Source organism: Pantoea sp. PNA 14-12 (genome assembly GCF_004364735.1).
Taxonomy (GTDB): Bacteria; Pseudomonadota; Gammaproteobacteria; order Enterobacterales; family Enterobacteriaceae; genus Pantoea; species Pantoea stewartii.
The window spans coordinates 422,516-439,318 of sequence record NZ_SOAJ01000001.1 but is presented as its reverse complement, the minus strand read 5'-3'; the positions used below and the strand labels follow the sequence as shown (position 1 = coordinate 439,318).

The 16,803-nt window shown below is 56.1% G+C and carries 13 protein-coding genes; 3 read left to right on the top strand and 10 right to left on the bottom strand.

Translation table 11 applies throughout. The features are described 5' to 3' along the window. Window positions 1-72 precede the first annotated feature (72 nt). On the top strand, window positions 73-807 hold the full coding sequence (locus C7434_RS02200) for a MerR family transcriptional regulator (protein WP_006118575.1): 735 nt from the start codon (window positions 73-75) through the stop codon (window positions 805-807). Between the two features lie 84 nt (window positions 808-891). Next, window positions 892-999, top strand: coding sequence for a hypothetical protein (locus C7434_RS22100; RefSeq protein WP_226374479.1), 108 nt, complete (start codon window positions 892-894; stop codon window positions 997-999). On the opposite strand, the gene C7434_RS02195 is transcribed toward C7434_RS22100, so the two are convergent. The 8 genes from C7434_RS02195 to bglX form a co-directional block, all read right to left on the bottom strand. Then, a complete protein-coding gene (locus tag C7434_RS02195; protein ID WP_033737703.1) occupies window positions 980-1,711 on the bottom strand; it encodes an ABC transporter permease in 732 nt (243 codons plus the stop codon). The genes C7434_RS22100 and C7434_RS02195 overlap by 20 nt on opposite strands. Then, entirely contained in the window at window positions 1,699-2,646 is a 948-nt protein-coding gene (locus C7434_RS02190) for an ABC transporter ATP-binding protein (protein ID WP_033737704.1), read from the bottom strand. The genes C7434_RS02195 and C7434_RS02190 overlap by 13 nt, the downstream gene beginning before the upstream one ends. Next, on the bottom strand, window positions 2,639-3,814 hold the full coding sequence (locus C7434_RS02185) for an ABC transporter permease (RefSeq protein WP_133745303.1): 1,176 nt from the start codon (window positions 3,812-3,814) through the stop codon (window positions 2,639-2,641). Before C7434_RS02185 ends, C7434_RS02190 begins: the two co-directional genes overlap by 8 nt. 2 nt (window positions 3,815-3,816) lie before the next feature. Further along, window positions 3,817-4,674 carry an ABC transporter substrate-binding protein gene (locus C7434_RS02180; RefSeq protein ID WP_050504735.1) on the bottom strand — a complete coding sequence of 286 codons (858 nt, stop codon included), beginning with the start codon at window positions 4,672-4,674 and terminating at the stop codon, window positions 3,817-3,819. Window positions 4,675-4,905: 231 nt separating this feature from the next. Further along, window positions 4,906-5,439, bottom strand: a complete 534-nt coding sequence (gene idi / locus C7434_RS02175) for an isopentenyl-diphosphate Delta-isomerase (RefSeq protein WP_033737707.1) — start codon at window positions 5,437-5,439, stop codon at window positions 4,906-4,908. Window positions 5,440-5,586: 147 nt separating this feature from the next. Further along, the gene (locus C7434_RS02170) at window positions 5,587-7,482 is read right to left on the bottom strand and encodes a methyl-accepting chemotaxis protein (protein WP_054634278.1); all 1,896 of its coding nucleotides are present in this window, start codon (window positions 7,480-7,482) and stop codon (window positions 5,587-5,589) included. A gap of 178 nt (window positions 7,483-7,660) precedes the next feature. Continuing rightward, complete coding sequence (locus C7434_RS02165; RefSeq protein WP_039341470.1) at window positions 7,661-8,767, bottom strand: suppressor of fused domain protein; 1,107 nt, start codon at window positions 8,765-8,767, stop codon at window positions 7,661-7,663. Between the two features lie 196 nt (window positions 8,768-8,963). Continuing rightward, entirely contained in the window at window positions 8,964-11,261 is a 2,298-nt protein-coding gene (gene bglX, locus C7434_RS02160; RefSeq protein WP_033737709.1) for a beta-glucosidase BglX, read from the bottom strand. Between the two features lie 151 nt (window positions 11,262-11,412). Between bglX and dld the strand changes: the two genes are divergently transcribed. Next, window positions 11,413-13,116: a D-lactate dehydrogenase gene (gene dld / locus C7434_RS02155; RefSeq protein ID WP_133745096.1), complete on the top strand. Its 1,704-nt coding sequence runs from the start codon at window positions 11,413-11,415 to the stop codon at window positions 13,114-13,116. 50 nt (window positions 13,117-13,166) lie between these two features. Here dld and C7434_RS02150 read toward each other — a convergent pair whose 3' ends face one another. Both C7434_RS02150 and pbpG read right to left on the bottom strand, forming a co-directional pair. Continuing rightward, a complete protein-coding gene (locus tag C7434_RS02150) occupies window positions 13,167-15,620 on the bottom strand; it encodes a DUF3772 domain-containing protein (RefSeq protein ID WP_033737711.1) in 2,454 nt (817 codons plus the stop codon). Between the two features lie 134 nt (window positions 15,621-15,754). Then, window positions 15,755-16,702: a D-alanyl-D-alanine endopeptidase gene (pbpG, locus tag C7434_RS02145; RefSeq protein ID WP_033737712.1), complete on the bottom strand. Its 948-nt coding sequence runs from the start codon at window positions 16,700-16,702 to the stop codon at window positions 15,755-15,757. Window positions 16,703-16,803 lie beyond the last annotated feature (101 nt).

Below are 16,803 nucleotides of genomic sequence, written 5' to 3'. Positions count from 1 at the left end.
TTTAAAAATTGGTTGTACAACTTAACAGGCTTCGCTATGGTGGTTTCATTCAGGTCAGTGAAAGAGGTAAATATGACCTTATACAGTATCGGCGACGTCGCCGAGCGCTGTGGCATAAATCCGGTTACCTTACGCGCCTGGCAACGACGTTATGGATTATTGAAACCACAACGTACTGAAGGCGGTCATCGACAGTTCGATGAAGAAGATGTTCAGCGCATCCAGGAAATTATGCGCTGGATTGAGAGTGGAGTCCCGGTAGGCAAGGTAAAAGCCCTACTGGAAGGCGGCGATGTTGATACGCATGATGGCTGGACGGCCATGCAGGACGAGCTTATCAGCATACTGCGCCATGTAAGACCGGCAAAGCTACGCAATAAAATCGCCTTAATTGGTCGCGAATATGCAGTCGATTCGTTGATCGATCATGTTTTTATGCCCGTAAGGCAAAAACTCAGCCTTGATCAGAATACGGCCCGCACGATGTGCAGCCTGCTGGACGGCATTCTGATCGACTATGTGGCGTTCTGTCTTGCCAGTAATCGCAAAAAGGCAGGCAAGGAAGCGCTGATCATTGGCTGGGGCATTGAGGATCGAACCCGCATCTGGCTGGAAGGCTGGCGGTTATCCCAGCATGGCTGGCGGATTGATGTGCTGTCAGAACCGCTGGATGTTCCGCGACCGGAGCTGTTTCCCGGGCTGAATATGTTTGTTTTTACGGGGAAAAAACTGACGCGTCGTCAGCAGGAACAACTGTCGCACTGGCAGGAGCAGGGATTCTCTGTTCTTTTGCATGAGGCTCACTGACACAAAAACGCACGCTCGGCACTATGACGGCTGCCTTGCGCGCGCTATCATCCCCGCCTTCACATCAACACCTTCAGGTTATTTATGAACTGGAAAAAAACCTTTTTCGCCACGCTGTTTGCTATTCTGGCGCTTGGCGGAACCAGTGGGCTGATGCTGGTTGGCTATTCGCTCATCGTCCATTCACGCTAAATCTGCGCTGTAGCCGTTCAAACAGGCGATCGCAGACAATCGCCAACAGTGCGACCAGTAAAGCGCCCTGCAGCACATAGGCGGTATTAAAGCCGCTTAATCCAATAATGATGGGCGATCCCAGGCTTTTTGCCCCTACGGTAGAGGCGATGGCTGCCGTACCGATATTGATAATCACCGACGTGCGCATTCCCGCAATAATCACCGGCGCGGCCAGGGCGAGCTCCACCTGCCATAAGCGCTGCCAACGGCTCATTCCCACCCCTACGGCAATCTCCCGGCTGCTGGCAGGCACGTTGTCCAGCCCCGCTAAGGTGCCCTGAAGGATGGGCAGCAAACCATAGAGCAGTAATGCCACGATCGCGGGCCAGGCGCCAAATCCCATCACCGGTATCGCAATGGCCAGCACGGCCACAGGCGGGATGGTCTGACCGGCTGCCGCAATGGTTTCCAGCAGAGGGCGGAAAGCGCGACCACTGCGACGCGTCGCCAGCACGCCACAGCCGACGCCGATAACGGTTGCCAGCAGACTGGCTACGACCACTAAAAACAGGTGCGCCAGGGTGAGTTGCCAGAAACTGTCCTGCTGGTAGAGTGGGCGCGCAAGTTCAGGGAACCAGGCGGCAAACAGCGGCCCACTGTAGGGCATCGCCCAGAGCAGTCCCAGATAGAGCAGCACCAGCCACAGTAGCGGATCGGCTAACCGTCGCATCGGCCCGTCTCCGCATGATGCAGCAGGTCAGCGAAGTGAAGCACACCAAGCGGGCGGTGATCGCCATCGACTACCGGCAATTTATCGGTGCCGCGACTGATAAACTGCGACAGCGCCTCACGTAACGTCAGATCTGCCCTGAGCGGTTCTGCTTCCAGCCATTCGCCATGACGCACCACGCTGCCGACCTGTCCGAGCGCCAGTAGCCGCAGTCCTCTTTCACTGCGGCCAAAAAAATCCCGGACAAAATCGTTGCCTGGCCGGGTCAGCAACGTCAGCGGTTTCCCCTGCTGAACGATCTCTCCGTCATGGAGCAGCACGATGTTGTCGGCCAGCGTCAGGGCTTCATCAATATCATGCGTCACCAACACAATCGTGCAGCCAGAGACCTGATGGATACGTAACATTTCCTGTTGTAGCGCGCTGCGCGTTACCGGATCCAGTGCACCAAACGGTTCATCCATCAGTAACACCAGGGGATCGGCTGCCAGCGCCCGGGCAACCCCGACGCGCTGCTGCTGCCCGCCGGAAAGCTGATGCGGATAGCGACGCAATAAGGCCGGATCCAGATTCAGTAGCGTCATGAGTTCCGCAATTCGTGCCTGGCGGCGTGCATTCGGCCAGCCAAGCAAGGCGGGCACGGTGGCAATATTCTTTTCGATCGTCCAGTGGGGAAATAACCCCGTCGACTGAATCGCATAGCCCATTTGTCGGCGCAGGGCCTGCGCATCCAGCTGACGAATCGACGTCCCCCGAAAGCGAATATCGCCCTGATCGTACTCCACCAGGCGGTTAATCATTTTCAGCGTGGTCGACTTGCCGGAACCCGACGTACCCAACAGAACGCTAAAGCTTCCCTCGGCAAGCGTCAGAGAAAGATTTTTCACCGCCGCCTGGCCCGCAAAGTATTTTGTGACGCGCTCAAACTCAATCATCGCTTCGCTCCAGCAGGGCTATCACTACCCGAAATAACGCATCCAGCATGACCGCCAGCGCAATGACCGGGATCACGCCTAACAGCACCAGATCCAGCGCATTGCTCAGCAATCCCTGGAAAATAATAGCGCCGAATCCGCCTGCGCCAATCAGCGCCGCGATCACCGCCATGCCCAGCGTCTGCACCACCACCACACGTAATCCTGCCAGCCACACTGGCAACGCCAGGGGGACGTCAACGGTAAGGAACTGCTGGCGGCGATTCAGTCCCATGCCGCGCGCAGTTTCGCGCACGTCCGGAGGCACCTGTTGCAGACCGGTCACCACATTGCGCACAAGCGGCAACAGCGCATAGAGCACCAGGGCGATGATCGCGGGCGCCATCCCAATGCCGCTGATGCCCCATTCACCTGCCAGGGGAACACGTTTTGCCAGCGCCGCCAGCGGGGCAATCAGTAAACCAAACAACGCCACTGAGGGCACTGTCTGAACGACATTCAGTACGCCAAACACACTGCTTTGCCAGCCAGGCCGTCGGTAGAGCGCTATGCCAAGCGGCAACGCGATGAGTAAGGCAGGCAGAACGGTGCCGACTAATAACGTCAGATGGCGCAGTAAAGCGGCATCGAACACCGCCTCACGACTGGCATATTCTTTAAGCAGAGACAGCTGTGAAAGTTGACCGCTGAACAGCAGAAACAGAGGGATGATCCAGACCGACAGATTCAGCACGAGCTGCCAGCGCTTATGTTTGGTTAACTGACGCACCGTATCCGTGATGAGCAGTAGCGTAATGGCACTTGCACACCACATGCCGCTGGCAAACCGGGTACGCGCGAGCCGGCTACCCTGCTCCGCCACCCATGTTGCCTGATCGCCGCACACGCCAGTCAGCGCCGCCAACAGCAGGGCGGCGGTGAGGAATTGCAGGGCGCTGCGCAGGGAAGACGATCGTATCCATAACAGTGCCACCAGCATCAGCCACAGCGGGAGCACCAGGCTGCCGTGTGCGGTTTGCCAGAGCATCAGGGACTGGCCGCTGACCAGCCGGTTGGCCGCCACAATGACAAACGGCAGCCCGCCCAGCACCAGACTCAGGAGCAAAACAAGGACCAGAGCCACAGGCTGTCGCCAGGGCCAGCTGATGACCGACCGCGTAAGCGACACCGTTACAGCAGCTTTTGCTGTTGCAGCCACGCTTTTGCCACACTGCTGGCATCCTGCCCTTCCACAGCAATTTTGGCGTTGAGCTGTTGCAATGTCTTTTCGTCAAGTGCACTGAACGCCGGTTTTAGCCAGGCATCCATTTGCGGATAGGCTTTGAGCACCGCTTCACGTACAACGGGTGTGGGCGCATAGATGGGCTGCACGCCTTTGGGATCGCTCAGGGTTTTCAGGCCCAGCGCGGCTACCGGGCCATCCGTGCCGTAGGCCATGGCCGCATTTACCCCGGAGGTTTGCTGGGCGGCCGCACCGATAGTCACCGCCGTATCGCCGCCTGCCAGCGATAACAGTTGATCCTGCTTAAGCGTAAAGTCATAGGCTTTTTCAAAGGCCGGCAACGCATCGCTGCGTTCAATAAATTCCGCCGAGGCAGCCAGCTTAAACGTACCGCCTTTTTTGAGATAAGCGCTCAGGTCCTGTAGTGAATTAAGCTGATTTTTTTCGGCCACATCATTGCGCACCGCAATGGTCCAGGTGTTATTGGCGGGCGCGGGCGTCAGCCAGATCAGGTGATTTTTCTCTGCATCCAGCTTTTTGACCTTCTCATAACCCTGACGGGCATTCTTCCAGGCACTGTCTTTTTCGTCGTTAAAAAAGAACGCGCCATTACCGGTGTATTCCGGGTAGATATCCAGTTCCCCCGCCGTAATGGCACCGCGTACCACCTGGGTGGCGCCCAACTGGATTTTATTCACGGTTTTGACACCATGCTTTTCCAGCACCAGCAGAATCACATTTCCCAACAGTGAGCCTTCGGTATCAATCTTGGAACCGACACGAACCGGTTCGGCCGCATGCGCCATCCCGAGACTAAACACTACTGCACCGATGCCCGCCCAACCGCGAATAGTTGCCATGTTGCTTTCCTTATCACGTTATTCACCTGGAGTCGCCGTTGGTTGTCAGCACTGCGAAACGCGCACGGGCACCCCACCGTTTTTATTCATTGCAATAAAAGCGTAGCCTGGCAACAGCGTTGCGCGATGGGTTTTGTGACGAAACCGGCCCTGACCACATCAGCCAGGGCGAGATCGTTATGCCGGGAAAGTGAAATGCTCAAGGTAGGCAGGAATACGCGGGAACGTATGAAGAAACCAGGGCGTAAACTGCTGCGGCTGCTGCTGCATTTGCCGGGCGATATCCTGCATCGAACGGTAGTCGAAAGCGTCGGCCTCCTGCGGATTAAGCTGGGGCAGCTCATCGCTGAGCGCAAAAAACACATGGCCGTATTCATGCTCTGTCAGACCATTACTCAGGGGCAGGTTGTAGCTCAGTTCGAAGATCGGCGTCAGCGACAAGGTCATGCCCATTTCTTCACGTAACCGACGTTCAGCCGCGTCTTTAGTCGACTCATGAGGATAAGGATGGCCGCAGCAGGTATTACTCCAGAGGCCGCCGCAATGGTATTTATCGCTGGCGCGACGCTGAAGCAGCAATTCCTGACGGGCGTTAAAAACATACACCGTCACGGCACGGTGCAGTAATCCTTTTTCATGTACTTCCAGCTTTTCCATTTTGCCAGTGGGGCGATCAAGATGGTCGACGAGGATGACTTCAATAGCAGACATGAGGATTCCTTGAATGTGTTCCTCATCATTCTGGCACAAGATCGGCGAGGTTGAGGGGATAAAATTGTGCTGTTTATGCACAAATCTGTCAGAGGGTGAAGCCGATCGGCAAAAATGTCGGGCCAGCGGAGGCTGGCCCGATGGGCGTTACAGTTTAAAGCTTTTCACAACCTGTTCCAGTTGCAGACTTTGCGCTTCCATCGCCTGGGCGGCTGAAGAGACTTCTTCAACCAGCACGGCGTTTTGCTGCGTAGTGCTGTCTAGCTGGTTGATGGCCACGTTGACCTGCTCAATGCCCATGCTCTGCTCACGGCTGGCCGCCATAATCTCGCTCATCAGGGTGGTCACGCTGCTGACGCCCTGCACCAGTTCGTCCATCGTCTGCCCGGCCTGCTCGACCAACTGGCTACCCGCATCGATATTGGCTACGGACTCTTCGATGAGTTTTTTGATCTCACGGGCGGAGTTAGCGGAACGTTGCGCCAGGTTACGGACTTCTGATGCCACCACGGCAAAGCCCCGGCCCTGTTCTCCGGCACGCGCCGCTTCAACGGCGGCGTTCAGCGCCAGGATATTGGTCTGGAAGGCAATGCTGTCGATCACGCTAATGATATCCACGACTTTACGTGAAGAGTGATGGATTTCACCCATGGTGCTGACGACCTGCCGAACCACCTCTGTGCCACGTGCCGCCACCTGTGACGCCTCACCGGCCAGCTGGTTCGCATGTGTGGCGTTATCGGCGTTCTGACGCACGGTGCCGGTCAGCTGTTCCATTGAGGCCGCCGTCTCAACAATCGAGCTGGCCTGATCTTCCGTCCGTGACGACAGATTCGTATTACCGCTGGCAATTTCACGTGATGCGGCTGAAATGGCCAGTGCGCTGCTGCCAACCTGCTGCATTAACCCTTGCAGGTAGCTGATAAAATTATTGAAGCTCTGTGCCACCGCGTTGAATTCCGGGCTGTTGCTGGCCGGCAGGCGCTGGGTCAAATCCGCACCGCCTGTCGACAAGGCTTCAATATTTTGATTCAGCATTCTCAGGCGCTTCATCATCGCGCGGACAAAGCCTAACAGCACCAGTAACAGAATAACTGCCAGCGGGATCTGTACCAGGCCCAGACGCATCAGCATGTTGTGGGACTGTGCTTTCAGGAGGCTGCTCGGAACGCTACTGGCCAGATACCACGGGCTGCCCGGAATAGCCTGTAAAAACAGCGTCTGTTCACCGTCATGACTATTGTAAGTGGTTTCTGTCGGCTGGGTGCCTGCGTGAGCCAGCAGGGTTTTCAATGGCCCAGCCATTGGATTCTGCAGGTCGCTCAGGTTCTCAAGTTTCGGCGTACCGTTCGCCAGCGCTGCGTTGCCGACCACTTTGCCGTCAGACTCAACGATCAGTACGTCTCCATGAATCGCCTCGCCCATTTTTTTAGCCAGTTGGTTGAAAAAACCCAACGTAACGTCGATGGTTGAGACGCCCCAGACGGAACCGTCGCGGTAGATGGCCATCGCACAGTTGGTACGCGGCTGTGGGCTGGCGGCATCCTGATAAGCCTTAGCCCAGGCGCACTGCCCTTTTGGTGCAGCCATCCCGTCTTTGTACCAGGGCTGCTCCCAGTACTTGTCAGCCGCCTCAGAGTTCCAGTAGGTATTCACCTGCAGCTTATTACTGGCATCACGCGCGAAAAAGCTGCTGTCTTTCTCTTTTCCGGCTTCGCGACGATTAGGTAAGGGCCAGATACCGCCGCCAAAGACGTTGCTGTCCTGATACTGGTTGACCAGCGCCGGTAATAAGGTGTCGATCGCCGCGCTGTCGATGACGGCCGCAGCCTCGGTGATGGCGCGTTGCTGCGCCTGCACACGGTTCATTTGCTCAACAATGCCGGTAGCCAGTGAATCCACCTGATAACGAATCAGGCGGCTTTCATTTTCCACCAGTTGAGGCGCAACAAACTGATTAATTACCCAAATAGTGACCAACATTAACGCAACAAAGAAGCCGATAAGTGTTGCGGTGAAGCGGGATTGCGTGGTCTTTAACATCATTGTTCCCCTGACCTTTTGTGGCGCCATTGCCTGATCCGGGTTAACGGCACAGCAAAGGGGAACTTGAGTAGACTAGATCACAAATTTAACAAGTCATTTAACAACAAAGATATTTAATTGCGCCAGGTGCGTAACTTCCTTACCCCTGGCGGCAGGCGGTTCCCGATTGCGCGGCTTATCCCGCCTCGACGACCTGCTCGCGTGGCCGGAAAATATGGGTATTTCCGCCAGCGGAAAGGCGTTCACGCAGTTGTTGTCCGCCCTGGGGTTCAGCCTGTGCAAACTGACGCTCCGCTTCGGTTACCGGCGTGGCCCACAGTAACGTTGGCCTGTCGCCATCGCGCCTCGGCAGGACAAACTGCGCGCTTTCCGGTGCCAGCTCGTTGGCTAACAGATAGCTTTCAAATCCCACAGGAGCCACTTCCGAAGCCAGCGTATGGCCTTCGCCGAGCCAGGTGAGGCGCGCCCATGGTAAATGCACAAATTCTGCCAGCGCGCTGGCCATTTGCACCGCATTGCTCTCTGTCATCACCTCGCCATCAACAGCCATCCCCAGCTCTGCCCGGCGATAGTGCGGTGCCAGTTCATCAAACAGAAAATCCACCTGCGGCATGGGACGAATACTCATCCCCAGCGTCAGAAAATACCAGATGCCGTTGTGATAATGCTGCGACAGCGCCATTGGCGGCCAGTTGCCTTGATCGATCGCGTAGTATTTTACCGACTCGCCAAACTGCGCCTGATAACAGGTCATCAGATCCTGCTGTACCTTGTCCCATTCGCTGCCGTCATGCCATTCACGCCAGAACTGCCGTTGCTGTTCGGCCAGGGCGTAATAATGGTTAGTGGACGCCGAACCCAGGGGTGCGGTCAGCCGGTTCTTTTTAATACAGCCTGCAGAAAAACTGACCTGCTTATCCTGATAAAGACTCCAGCCCGGGATCACGGCAAGAAGCTGACCGTAGTACCAGAGTGCTGCGCCCGCGTCGCCCGGTTCCCAGAGTATTTGCAGCCCGGCCGGATCCAGCGGCGGCTCCGCTTCCAGGTTACGACAGTATTCGGCACTTAACAGGGGGGCAATGCCCTGCGCCATCGCCTGGTGATCGTCCTCAACCGGCGCGGGCAGGAGGTTACGTAACCAGCAGCCCCGCACCGCAAACTGGCTACGAAACAGGTCAGTGGGCCAGATATAGAAATAAGCAGTACGCGCATCCTGTTCGACAATGGCCGTCAGGGTGCGCTGCTGATTGTGGGCTTCGGCAATCAGTGTTTGGTACGTCATAGCGCCTCATTCGTGCTTGAGGAATCCATTTTCCCCGAGGATAGAGCAGGATCATGCCTGTCGCCATGTCAGACAAGGGTAAAACTCTCAAAGTGGGGAGGTCCGGGCAGGATGGCTGAAGCAGAAACGGGATGCGCTTCCCCGGAACGGGGAAGCGTTAATCAGCACGAACCGGACGCGCGGTTCGTGCCGGGGCTTACTGATAGGTAAACTGGGCGTTCTGGGTGCGTACTGAGTCCAGACCAATCATGACGTTAAATTTGCCCGGTTCAGCAACGTGTTTCATCTGCTGATTCCAGAATTTCAGTGCATCAACGTCAATCCTGAAGGTCACTTTCTGCGACTCCCCGGCTTTAAGCATGATCCGTTTGAACCCGTGCAGTTCTTTTACCGGCCGGCTCATGCTGGCTACCGGATCGTTCAGGTACAGCTGGACGACTGTGGCCCCGTCAACTTTACCGCTGTTTGTTACGGTCACGCTGGCTTCAACACTGCCGTTGTGCGGCATGGTTTCAGCGGACAGCGTCACCGGCGACACGGTAAACGTGGTATAGCTCAGGCCGTATCCAAACGGATAGAGTGGGCCATTTTCCGCATCGTAATAGTGGGACGTGTACTTGTTTGGCTTGGCAAAGTTATAAGGCCGGCCGGTCGGCAGATGGTTGTAATAGATGGGAATTTGTCCCACGGAACGCGGGAAGGACATCGGCAGCTTGCCGGAGGGGTTGTAATCGCCAAACAGCACATCCGCAATGGCATTGCCCCCTTCTGTCCCGCTGAACCAGGTTTCCAGCATGGCATCGGCCATACGATCTTCGTTGACCAGCGCCAATGGACGACCGTTCATCAGTACGATGACCAGCGGCTTGCCTGTTGCCTTCAGCGCAGCCAGTAATTTTTGCTGCGCAGGTGGAATCATCAGATCGCTACGGCTGGACGCTTCGTGCGCCATGCCCTGCGCTTCCCCCACGGCGGCCACGACGACATCTGCCTGTTTTGCCTTCTCTACCGCCTCATCGATCATGGCCTGTGCGGAGCGCGGATCGACGACGATGGCAGGTTCATACATATTCAGGAAGTCCTGAATACCTTTGTTGTCTGACACGTTGGATCCTTTGGCATACAGCAGCGTCGCTTTACCCTGCGTCGCATTTTGCATCCCCTGCAACAGCGAAACAGACTGTTTCGCGACACCTGCCGCTGACCAGCTGCCCATGATATCGCGCTGGCTGTCTGCCAGCGGCCCGATCAAGGCAATGGTGCCGGATTTTTTCAGCGGTAACGTATTCAGGCGGTTTTTCAGCAGCACCATACTTTTGCGTGCCACATCCCGGGCTTCGGGACGATGCAGGCGGCTTTCCGCATTGGTGTCCTGGGGATCGCTCTCTTTCGGCCCCAGATGACTATAGGGATCGTTAAACAGCCCCATGTCGTATTTCACGTTAAGCACGTGGCGCGCCGCATCGTCGATTTCCGCCCGACTGACAATGCCGCGTTTCACCAGGTCCGGTAAGTATTTGCTGTAATATTCATCGCTCATACTCATATCGACACCGGATTTGAGGGCAATACGCACCGCATCCTGAGGATCGCTCGCCACGCCATGTTTAATCAACTCTTTGATCGCACCGTGGTCGCTGATGGTGATCCCTTTAAATTTCCAGTCACGACGCAGCAGATCTTTCAGCAGCCAGCTGTCGGCCGTGGCGGGCACACCATTAATGGAGTTGAGCGCCACCATGACGCCGCCGCTGCCGGCATCCAGAGAGGCTTTATACGGCGGCAGATAGTCCTGGAACATGCGTTGCGGACTCATGTCCACGGTGTTGTAATCCCGTCCGCCTTCAACCGCGCCGTACAGCGCAAAGTGCTTTACGCTGGTCATAATGTTGTAGCGGTCTGCCGGGCTTTTGCCCTGCATCGCCTTCACCATGGTGCGTCCCATTTCGGACGTTAAATAGGTGTCCTCGCCGAAGCCTTCGGACACGCGTCCCCAGCGCGGCTCCCGGCTGACGTCAACCATCGGCGCCCAGGTCATATTTAACCCATCGTCTGCCGCTTCATAAGCTGAAATGCGCCCAACCTCTTTAACGGCATCCAGATCCCAGCTGGAGGCTAACGCCAGCGGAATCGGGAAAATCGTCCGCTGACCGTGCACGACGTCATAGGCGAAAAACAGCGGAATTTTCAGCCGGCTGAGCTGCATCACCTGATCCTGCATCGCCCGGATATCCGGGCGCGTAACCGTATTAAAAATCGCGCCCACCTGCCCCTTGTGGATCATCTCACGCACGGCTTCTTTTGGCGTATCCGGTCCCACGCTAATTAAACGCAACTGGCCAATTTTCTCATCCAGCGTCATTTTTTTAAGCAGATTATTGACGTAGGCATCACGCGCCTTTTCGGTCATCGGATGCTGAACGGTGGGCTCCCCGGCCAGTGCAGGTTGCAGCGCAAGGGAAACAGCGAGGCTAACAGCGCAAATCCATTTCATCGGGTTGGGTTCTCTTAAGTAACTGCGCAATATCGACTAAATGCAGGATGGCATCATCAGAGCATAGCATGTCGCCTGCGGCTATCACACTGCGCCCGACGCAACTGACGTGCTACAGTAAGGACGCATGCATACGACAAGGGAATTGCCCATGATGACATCGTCTGTCCTGATTGCCGATCTGCGCCGTCTGGTTGGCACAAGTAACGTTCTGACTGAGGCCGCGCACACGGCTCGCTATCGTAAAGGCTTTCGTTCTGGTGAAGGCGAGGCACTGGCCGTGGTGTTTCCGGCTACGCTGCTGGAGCTGTGGCGCGTACTGCAAACGCTGGTCGCTGCGGATGCAATCATTTTGATGCAGGCGGCCAATACCGGCCTGACCGAAGGCTCGACGCCGCAGGGCGACGACTACGATCGTCCGTTGGTGATTATCAGCACACTGAAGCTGGATAAGCTACAGCTCATCGATAAGGGCCGACAGGTCCTGGCCTTTCCGGGCAGTACCCTGTATCAACTGGAAAAGATCCTGAAGCCGCTGGGCCGTGAGCCGCACTCGGTGATTGGATCTTCCTGTATTGGTGCGTCGGTGCTGGGTGGCATCTGTAATAACTCTGGCGGCTCGCTGATCAAACGCGGCCCGGCCTACAGTGAAATGGCGCTGTTTGCTCAGATTGATGCCCAGGGGCGACTGAAGCTGGTCAATCATCTGGGCATTGACCTGGGCACCTCGCCGGAAGAGATTCTGGGACGCCTGGATGACGATCGCTGGCAGCCGGACGATGTCCTGCATGATGGCCGTCACGCGTCCGATCATGATTATGCTGACCGCGTGCGCGATGTGAATGCCGATACGCCCGCCCGTTTTAACGCGGATGCCCGTCGTCTGTTTGAAGCGTCCGGCTGCGCAGGCAAGCTGGCGGTTTTCGCGGTACGCCTGGACACATTTGAGCAGGAACCGCAGCAGCAGGTGTTCTATATCGGCACTAACGATGCCGCCGTGCTCAGCGACCTGCGCTGCCATATGCTGGCCCATTTTAAAAACCTGCCCGTTGCCGCGGAATATATGCACCGGGATATCTACGATATCGCCGAAGTGTACGGCAAAGATACGTTCCTGATGATTGACAAGCTGGGCACCGACAAGATGCCCCTGTTTTTTACGCTTAAAGGTCGGGTTGACGGCTGGCTTAATAAACTGTCTTTCATAAAACCGCATCTGACTGACCGGCTGCTGCAACGGCTGAGTCGCCTGTTTCCGGCGCATCTGCCGAAACGCATGAAGCAGTATCGCGATAAATACCAGCATCATTTAATGCTGAAAATGTCGGGTAACGGCGTCGAAGAGGCGCGCAACTACCTGCGGGAGTTTTTCCGTGAAGGTGGCGGAGAGTTTTTTGAGTGCGAAGGCAAAGAAGGCGCGCACGCTTTCCTGCACCGCTTTGCCGCTGCCGGTGCGGCAGTGCGTTATCACGCCGTTCACGCCACAGAGGTGGAAGATATTCTGGCGCTGGATATTGCGCTGCGCCGCAATGACAGAGACTGGTTCGAAACCCTGCCTGCCGGGATAACGCAGTCACTCAGTCATCAGCTGTATTACGGCCATTTTTTCTGCCATGTCTTCCATCAGGACTACATCGTTAAAAAAGGGGTGGATGTCCATGCCCTGAAAGCGCAAATGCTGGCGATTCTGAAGACGCGCGGCGCGGCGTATCCGGCAGAGCATAACGTCGGCCATCTCTATCAGGCCCAGCCGCAGTTGGCCGCGTTCTATCGTCAGCTCGATCCGACCAACAGCTTTAACCCCGGTATTGGCAAAACCAGTAAGCTGAAAGGCTGGGCGGTCAGGCAGCCCTGACGTCTCAAAAGGCCATGAAAAAACAGGCAGCCATAGGGCTGCCTGTTTCATTAACGCGGTTGCTCTGTGACCGTTACGTCATCGCTGACATCCGAGGCCAGCAGCTGGCGACGTTCGATAATCATGGTCTGCGGCGTCGACAGGACGATCCCTTCTTTACGTAATCGCGTCAGAATATCAAACAGCAGATCGCTTTTTGCGCCTGCAATCTGGCGCTGGCTGGCCACGTTACCGGTTACGCTGAGTACTATGCCCTGCGCGGTAAGATCTTTAAACGACACTGACGGTTCCGGCGTCTCCAGAATGCGCTCATTCTCTTCATACACCTTAAGCAGAATTTCACGTACCTGCACGGGGTCAATATTGAGCGGGAACGTCAGGGTAATCGTCACCACGCCCTGCGCGTTACCCATGGTCGCGTTACGGACGTTCTGAGAAATAAACTGCGAGTTAGGCACGATCACCGTAGATTTATCGCCCAGCTGAATTTCCGTCGCACGCACGTTGATACGACGAATGTCCCCTTCCACGCCGCTGATCGTTACCAGATCGCCCACTTTCACCGGGCGCTCAGTCAGCAGAATCAGACCCGAAATAAAGTTCTTAACGATCTCCTGTAAGCCGAAACCGATACCGACGGATAATGCACTGACGATCCAGGCCAGCTTGTTCCATTGCAGCCCCATAATCGACAGGGTCAGCAGGATAATCAGCACATAGCCCACATTACTGAACAACGTCACCAGGGACACCCGCATCCCGCTGTCCATGGTGGTTTTGGGCAGGAAGTCGTTGTCCAGCCAGCGCCGCACTGAACGCAAGACGTAAATCCCGACAATCAGGCACAGCAATGCATTAACCAGGTGCGCCGGAACGATATTCAGCGACTCCAGGCCTTTACCGCCCCAGAATTCGATGGCTTTCTGCAACAACTCAATCGGCGTGGACGAGGCAAAGGTGCCGTTGAGCAGCGCCAGCGCCACAAACAGCACCAGGAACGTTTTACCTATCGCCGCCAGAATGGTCGCCACCTGCTGCAGATGACGTTCATCAATGTTCAGTGAACTCTGGATGCGTTTACCTGTCGTGTTACTGATTGAGAACAGACTCTCACAGCCGTCGTTGACCAGATGACTGAGAATATAAAATGAGCCAAACAAAATGCCGCACCACACCAGCTCATAGCTGAGAAAACGCGCCAGCGTGACGTAGCCGATCACCAGTGAGGCCAGGATGGTCAGCGCGGTGATCGTCAGCGCCATCTGAATCAATCCAACCAGGGTAGAACGCGCTTCCGGCGGCGTACCCGACTGCGCCAGGCGACGACGAACGCGCTTGGTGCGCATGCTGATCGCCAGTGCCGTAGTGCCGATAAGTAATGCCGTCAGGCCGTTGGCAAAAATACTGGTATTCAGGCTGGTGCCGACGGTGTAGTTAAAGGACTCGACCATCTGAAAGATAAACACCAGCAGGGCCGTAATCGGCGGGAACGGTTTAAGCGCGATGGCGACTTCGTTCGAAATCGTCGGCAGACGCCAGCTGGGGCGACGCGTGGATAAAAAGGCACGGCCCAGCCCGGCAATCAGGCCGCAGTAGACGCTGAGTTCGACCAGACGGTAAATAAAGTCCTGCACATCGCTGGAGACTTCATCGCGGCGCGTAAAGGCCTGCGAAATAAAGACGAAGGTCAGGACAACGGCCGCCAGGCTGGTCAGCGCCACGGCAGTTGCCAGAAAACTACGGCGCAAACGCCCTTCAGGCAATTTATTGATACTGACCCAGGCCAGGAACTCTTCACCATAGCGACGGCCGAGCGTCATCACCAGCACCGCGGCCAGCAACCAGCCAACCGTGCCAATGCGCCAGCCCGGCTCCCAGGAGAGTGCGGCCGTGTCTTTCAGCTCATTGAGAAAATCGCCAATTTTTTCCGCATCCAGATCCTGACTACTTAACACGGGCGCCCAGAAGCGCGGCCCCAGAATACTGCCTGAATTCAGGGCGAGTTTATTTTTTAGCTGGTCGCGGCGCAGATTGACGATTTGTGAGGAGAGCATCAGTGCACTGTTTTTAATGCCTTCCGCCTGCTTGATTTGATCGTCAAGCTTGCTCTTCTGACTTTCCAGCGCGCTGCGTTTGCGCGTCACGTCCGGTGTCTCTTTGACGCCGCTTTCCGGTTTGGGTGCCGGACCGAGCACGGCCAGCTGCGCTTCCAGTTGTTGACGATCGGGCTGTAACGCCTGCGCAAGCGTATCCGTATTGCCTGATAACTCCAGCGCCATCTCATTCAGACGACTGAGCTTATTTTCGTCGCTTTCAACGGAGACCTGGCTTTTAATTTTATCGAGGATCTTCTGCATTTTCGGCAGCTCGACAGAGGCATCCACCTTGGGTTTGTCGTCGGTTTGCTGCGTGGCTTGCGTCGCATCGTCGGCAAAACTCAGCGCAGGTGCGAGCGTCATCAACGCGAAAAAAATCAGAACACTAAATGAACGTAACTTGAGCATATCAATGAGATTCCGGCACAGTAATCAGGCGAATCACCCTCGCCATTTGCGGGTAGTTTAGATTTTCGTCTGCCATGAAACTATAGGAATACAGGTCAATCTCAGCCGGGGAACCGTAGCGCCCCGGCAGAGGATTACTCTACAGCGGCCCCACTGGCTGCGTTGCTGGCAACCTCATCCGCTTTTTGTTTTTTATAGGCCAGTGCAGCCGCCGGAACCGGCGCAGCCTTGCCGGTTTCCAGCCAGTCGCGCAGACGATTCGCATCGGCGAAATGGGTATATTTGCCAAACGCATCGAGTACCACCAGCGCGACCGGGCGGTTCTTAATCATCGTCCGCATGACCAGACAGTGCCCCGCCTGATCGGTGTAACCCGTTTTCGTTAACTGGATATGCCAGCCATTTTTATACACCAGGTGATTGGTATTGCGGAACGGTAGCGCATAACTCGGATGGGCAAACACGGCGGTTTCTTCTTTGGTCGTGCTGAGCTCACCCAGAAGCGGATATTCACGCGTCGCTTTCAGCAGCTTCACCAGATCCTGGGCGCTGGACACGTTTTTGATAGAGAGGCCCGTGGGTTCAACGTAATGCGTGTGCATCATGCCGAGCGCGCGCGCCTTGGCATTCATTGCCCGGATAAAAGCATCGTACCCGCCCGGATAAGCGTGAGCCAGACTGGCTGCCGCGCGGTTTTCCGAGGACATCAGCGCCAGCATCAGCATACTGCGGCGACTAATTTCGCTGTTCAGTTTGACGCGCGAAAACACACCACGCATCTCGGGGGTCTGGCTGATATCGACCTTCACCATCTCGTTCATCGGCTGGTGCGCATCCAGTACCACCATGGCCGTCATTAACTTCGTGATGGACGCGATGGGGCGCACCCGATCCGGGTGACTGGAGAACAGGACTTTACCATTGGTCAGATCGACAATCAGGGCGCTCCCTGAGGCGATTTGCGGCTGAGCAATCGGGGCCATCTGCGACAACGTGGTGGTCGCCTGTGCTGGAAGGGTAAAAACCTGCCCGGAAACGAGCAGCGCCAGCGACAACAGTGAAAAGCGAATTTTTGCAGGCATCGTGGAAAAAAGACCCGGTTAAGATTGTGCGCTGTGTAAACACAGGCCGCCAACGCCTGAACAGGCAGAGCGCGGGCTGGCCGCAGCATCATACGCTGAAG

Coding starts and splice junctions, on each gene's coding strand:
- C7434_RS02190 (WP_033737704.1), bottom strand. CDS start 2,646: ATGATTGAGTTTGAGCGCGTCACAAAATACTTTGCGGGCCAGGCGGCG.
- C7434_RS22100 (WP_226374479.1), top strand. CDS start 892: ATGAACTGGAAAAAAACCTTTTTCGCCACGCTGTTTGCTATTCTGGCG.
- bglX (WP_033737709.1), bottom strand. CDS start 11,261: ATGAAATGGATTTGCGCTGTTAGCCTCGCTGTTTCCCTTGCGCTGCAA.
- pbpG (WP_033737712.1), bottom strand. CDS start 16,702: ATGCCTGCAAAAATTCGCTTTTCACTGTTGTCGCTGGCGCTGCTCGTT.
- C7434_RS02180 (WP_050504735.1), bottom strand. CDS start 4,674: ATGGCGCATGCGGCCGAACCGGTTCGTGTCGGTTCCAAGATTGATACC.
- C7434_RS02170 (WP_054634278.1), bottom strand. CDS start 7,482: ATGTTAAAGACCACGCAATCCCGCTTCACCGCAACACTTATCGGCTTC.
- C7434_RS02165 (WP_039341470.1), bottom strand. CDS start 8,767: ATGACGTACCAAACACTGATTGCCGAAGCCCACAATCAGCAGCGCACC.
- idi (WP_033737707.1), bottom strand. CDS start 5,439: ATGTCTGCTATTGAAGTCATCCTCGTCGACCATCTTGATCGCCCCACT.
- C7434_RS02195 (WP_033737703.1), bottom strand. CDS start 1,711: ATGCGACGGTTAGCCGATCCGCTACTGTGGCTGGTGCTGCTCTATCTG.
- dld (WP_133745096.1), top strand. CDS start 11,413: ATGATGACATCGTCTGTCCTGATTGCCGATCTGCGCCGTCTGGTTGGC.
- C7434_RS02150 (WP_033737711.1), bottom strand. CDS start 15,620: ATGCTCAAGTTACGTTCATTTAGTGTTCTGATTTTTTTCGCGTTGATG.
- C7434_RS02200 (WP_006118575.1), top strand. CDS start 73: ATGACCTTATACAGTATCGGCGACGTCGCCGAGCGCTGTGGCATAAAT.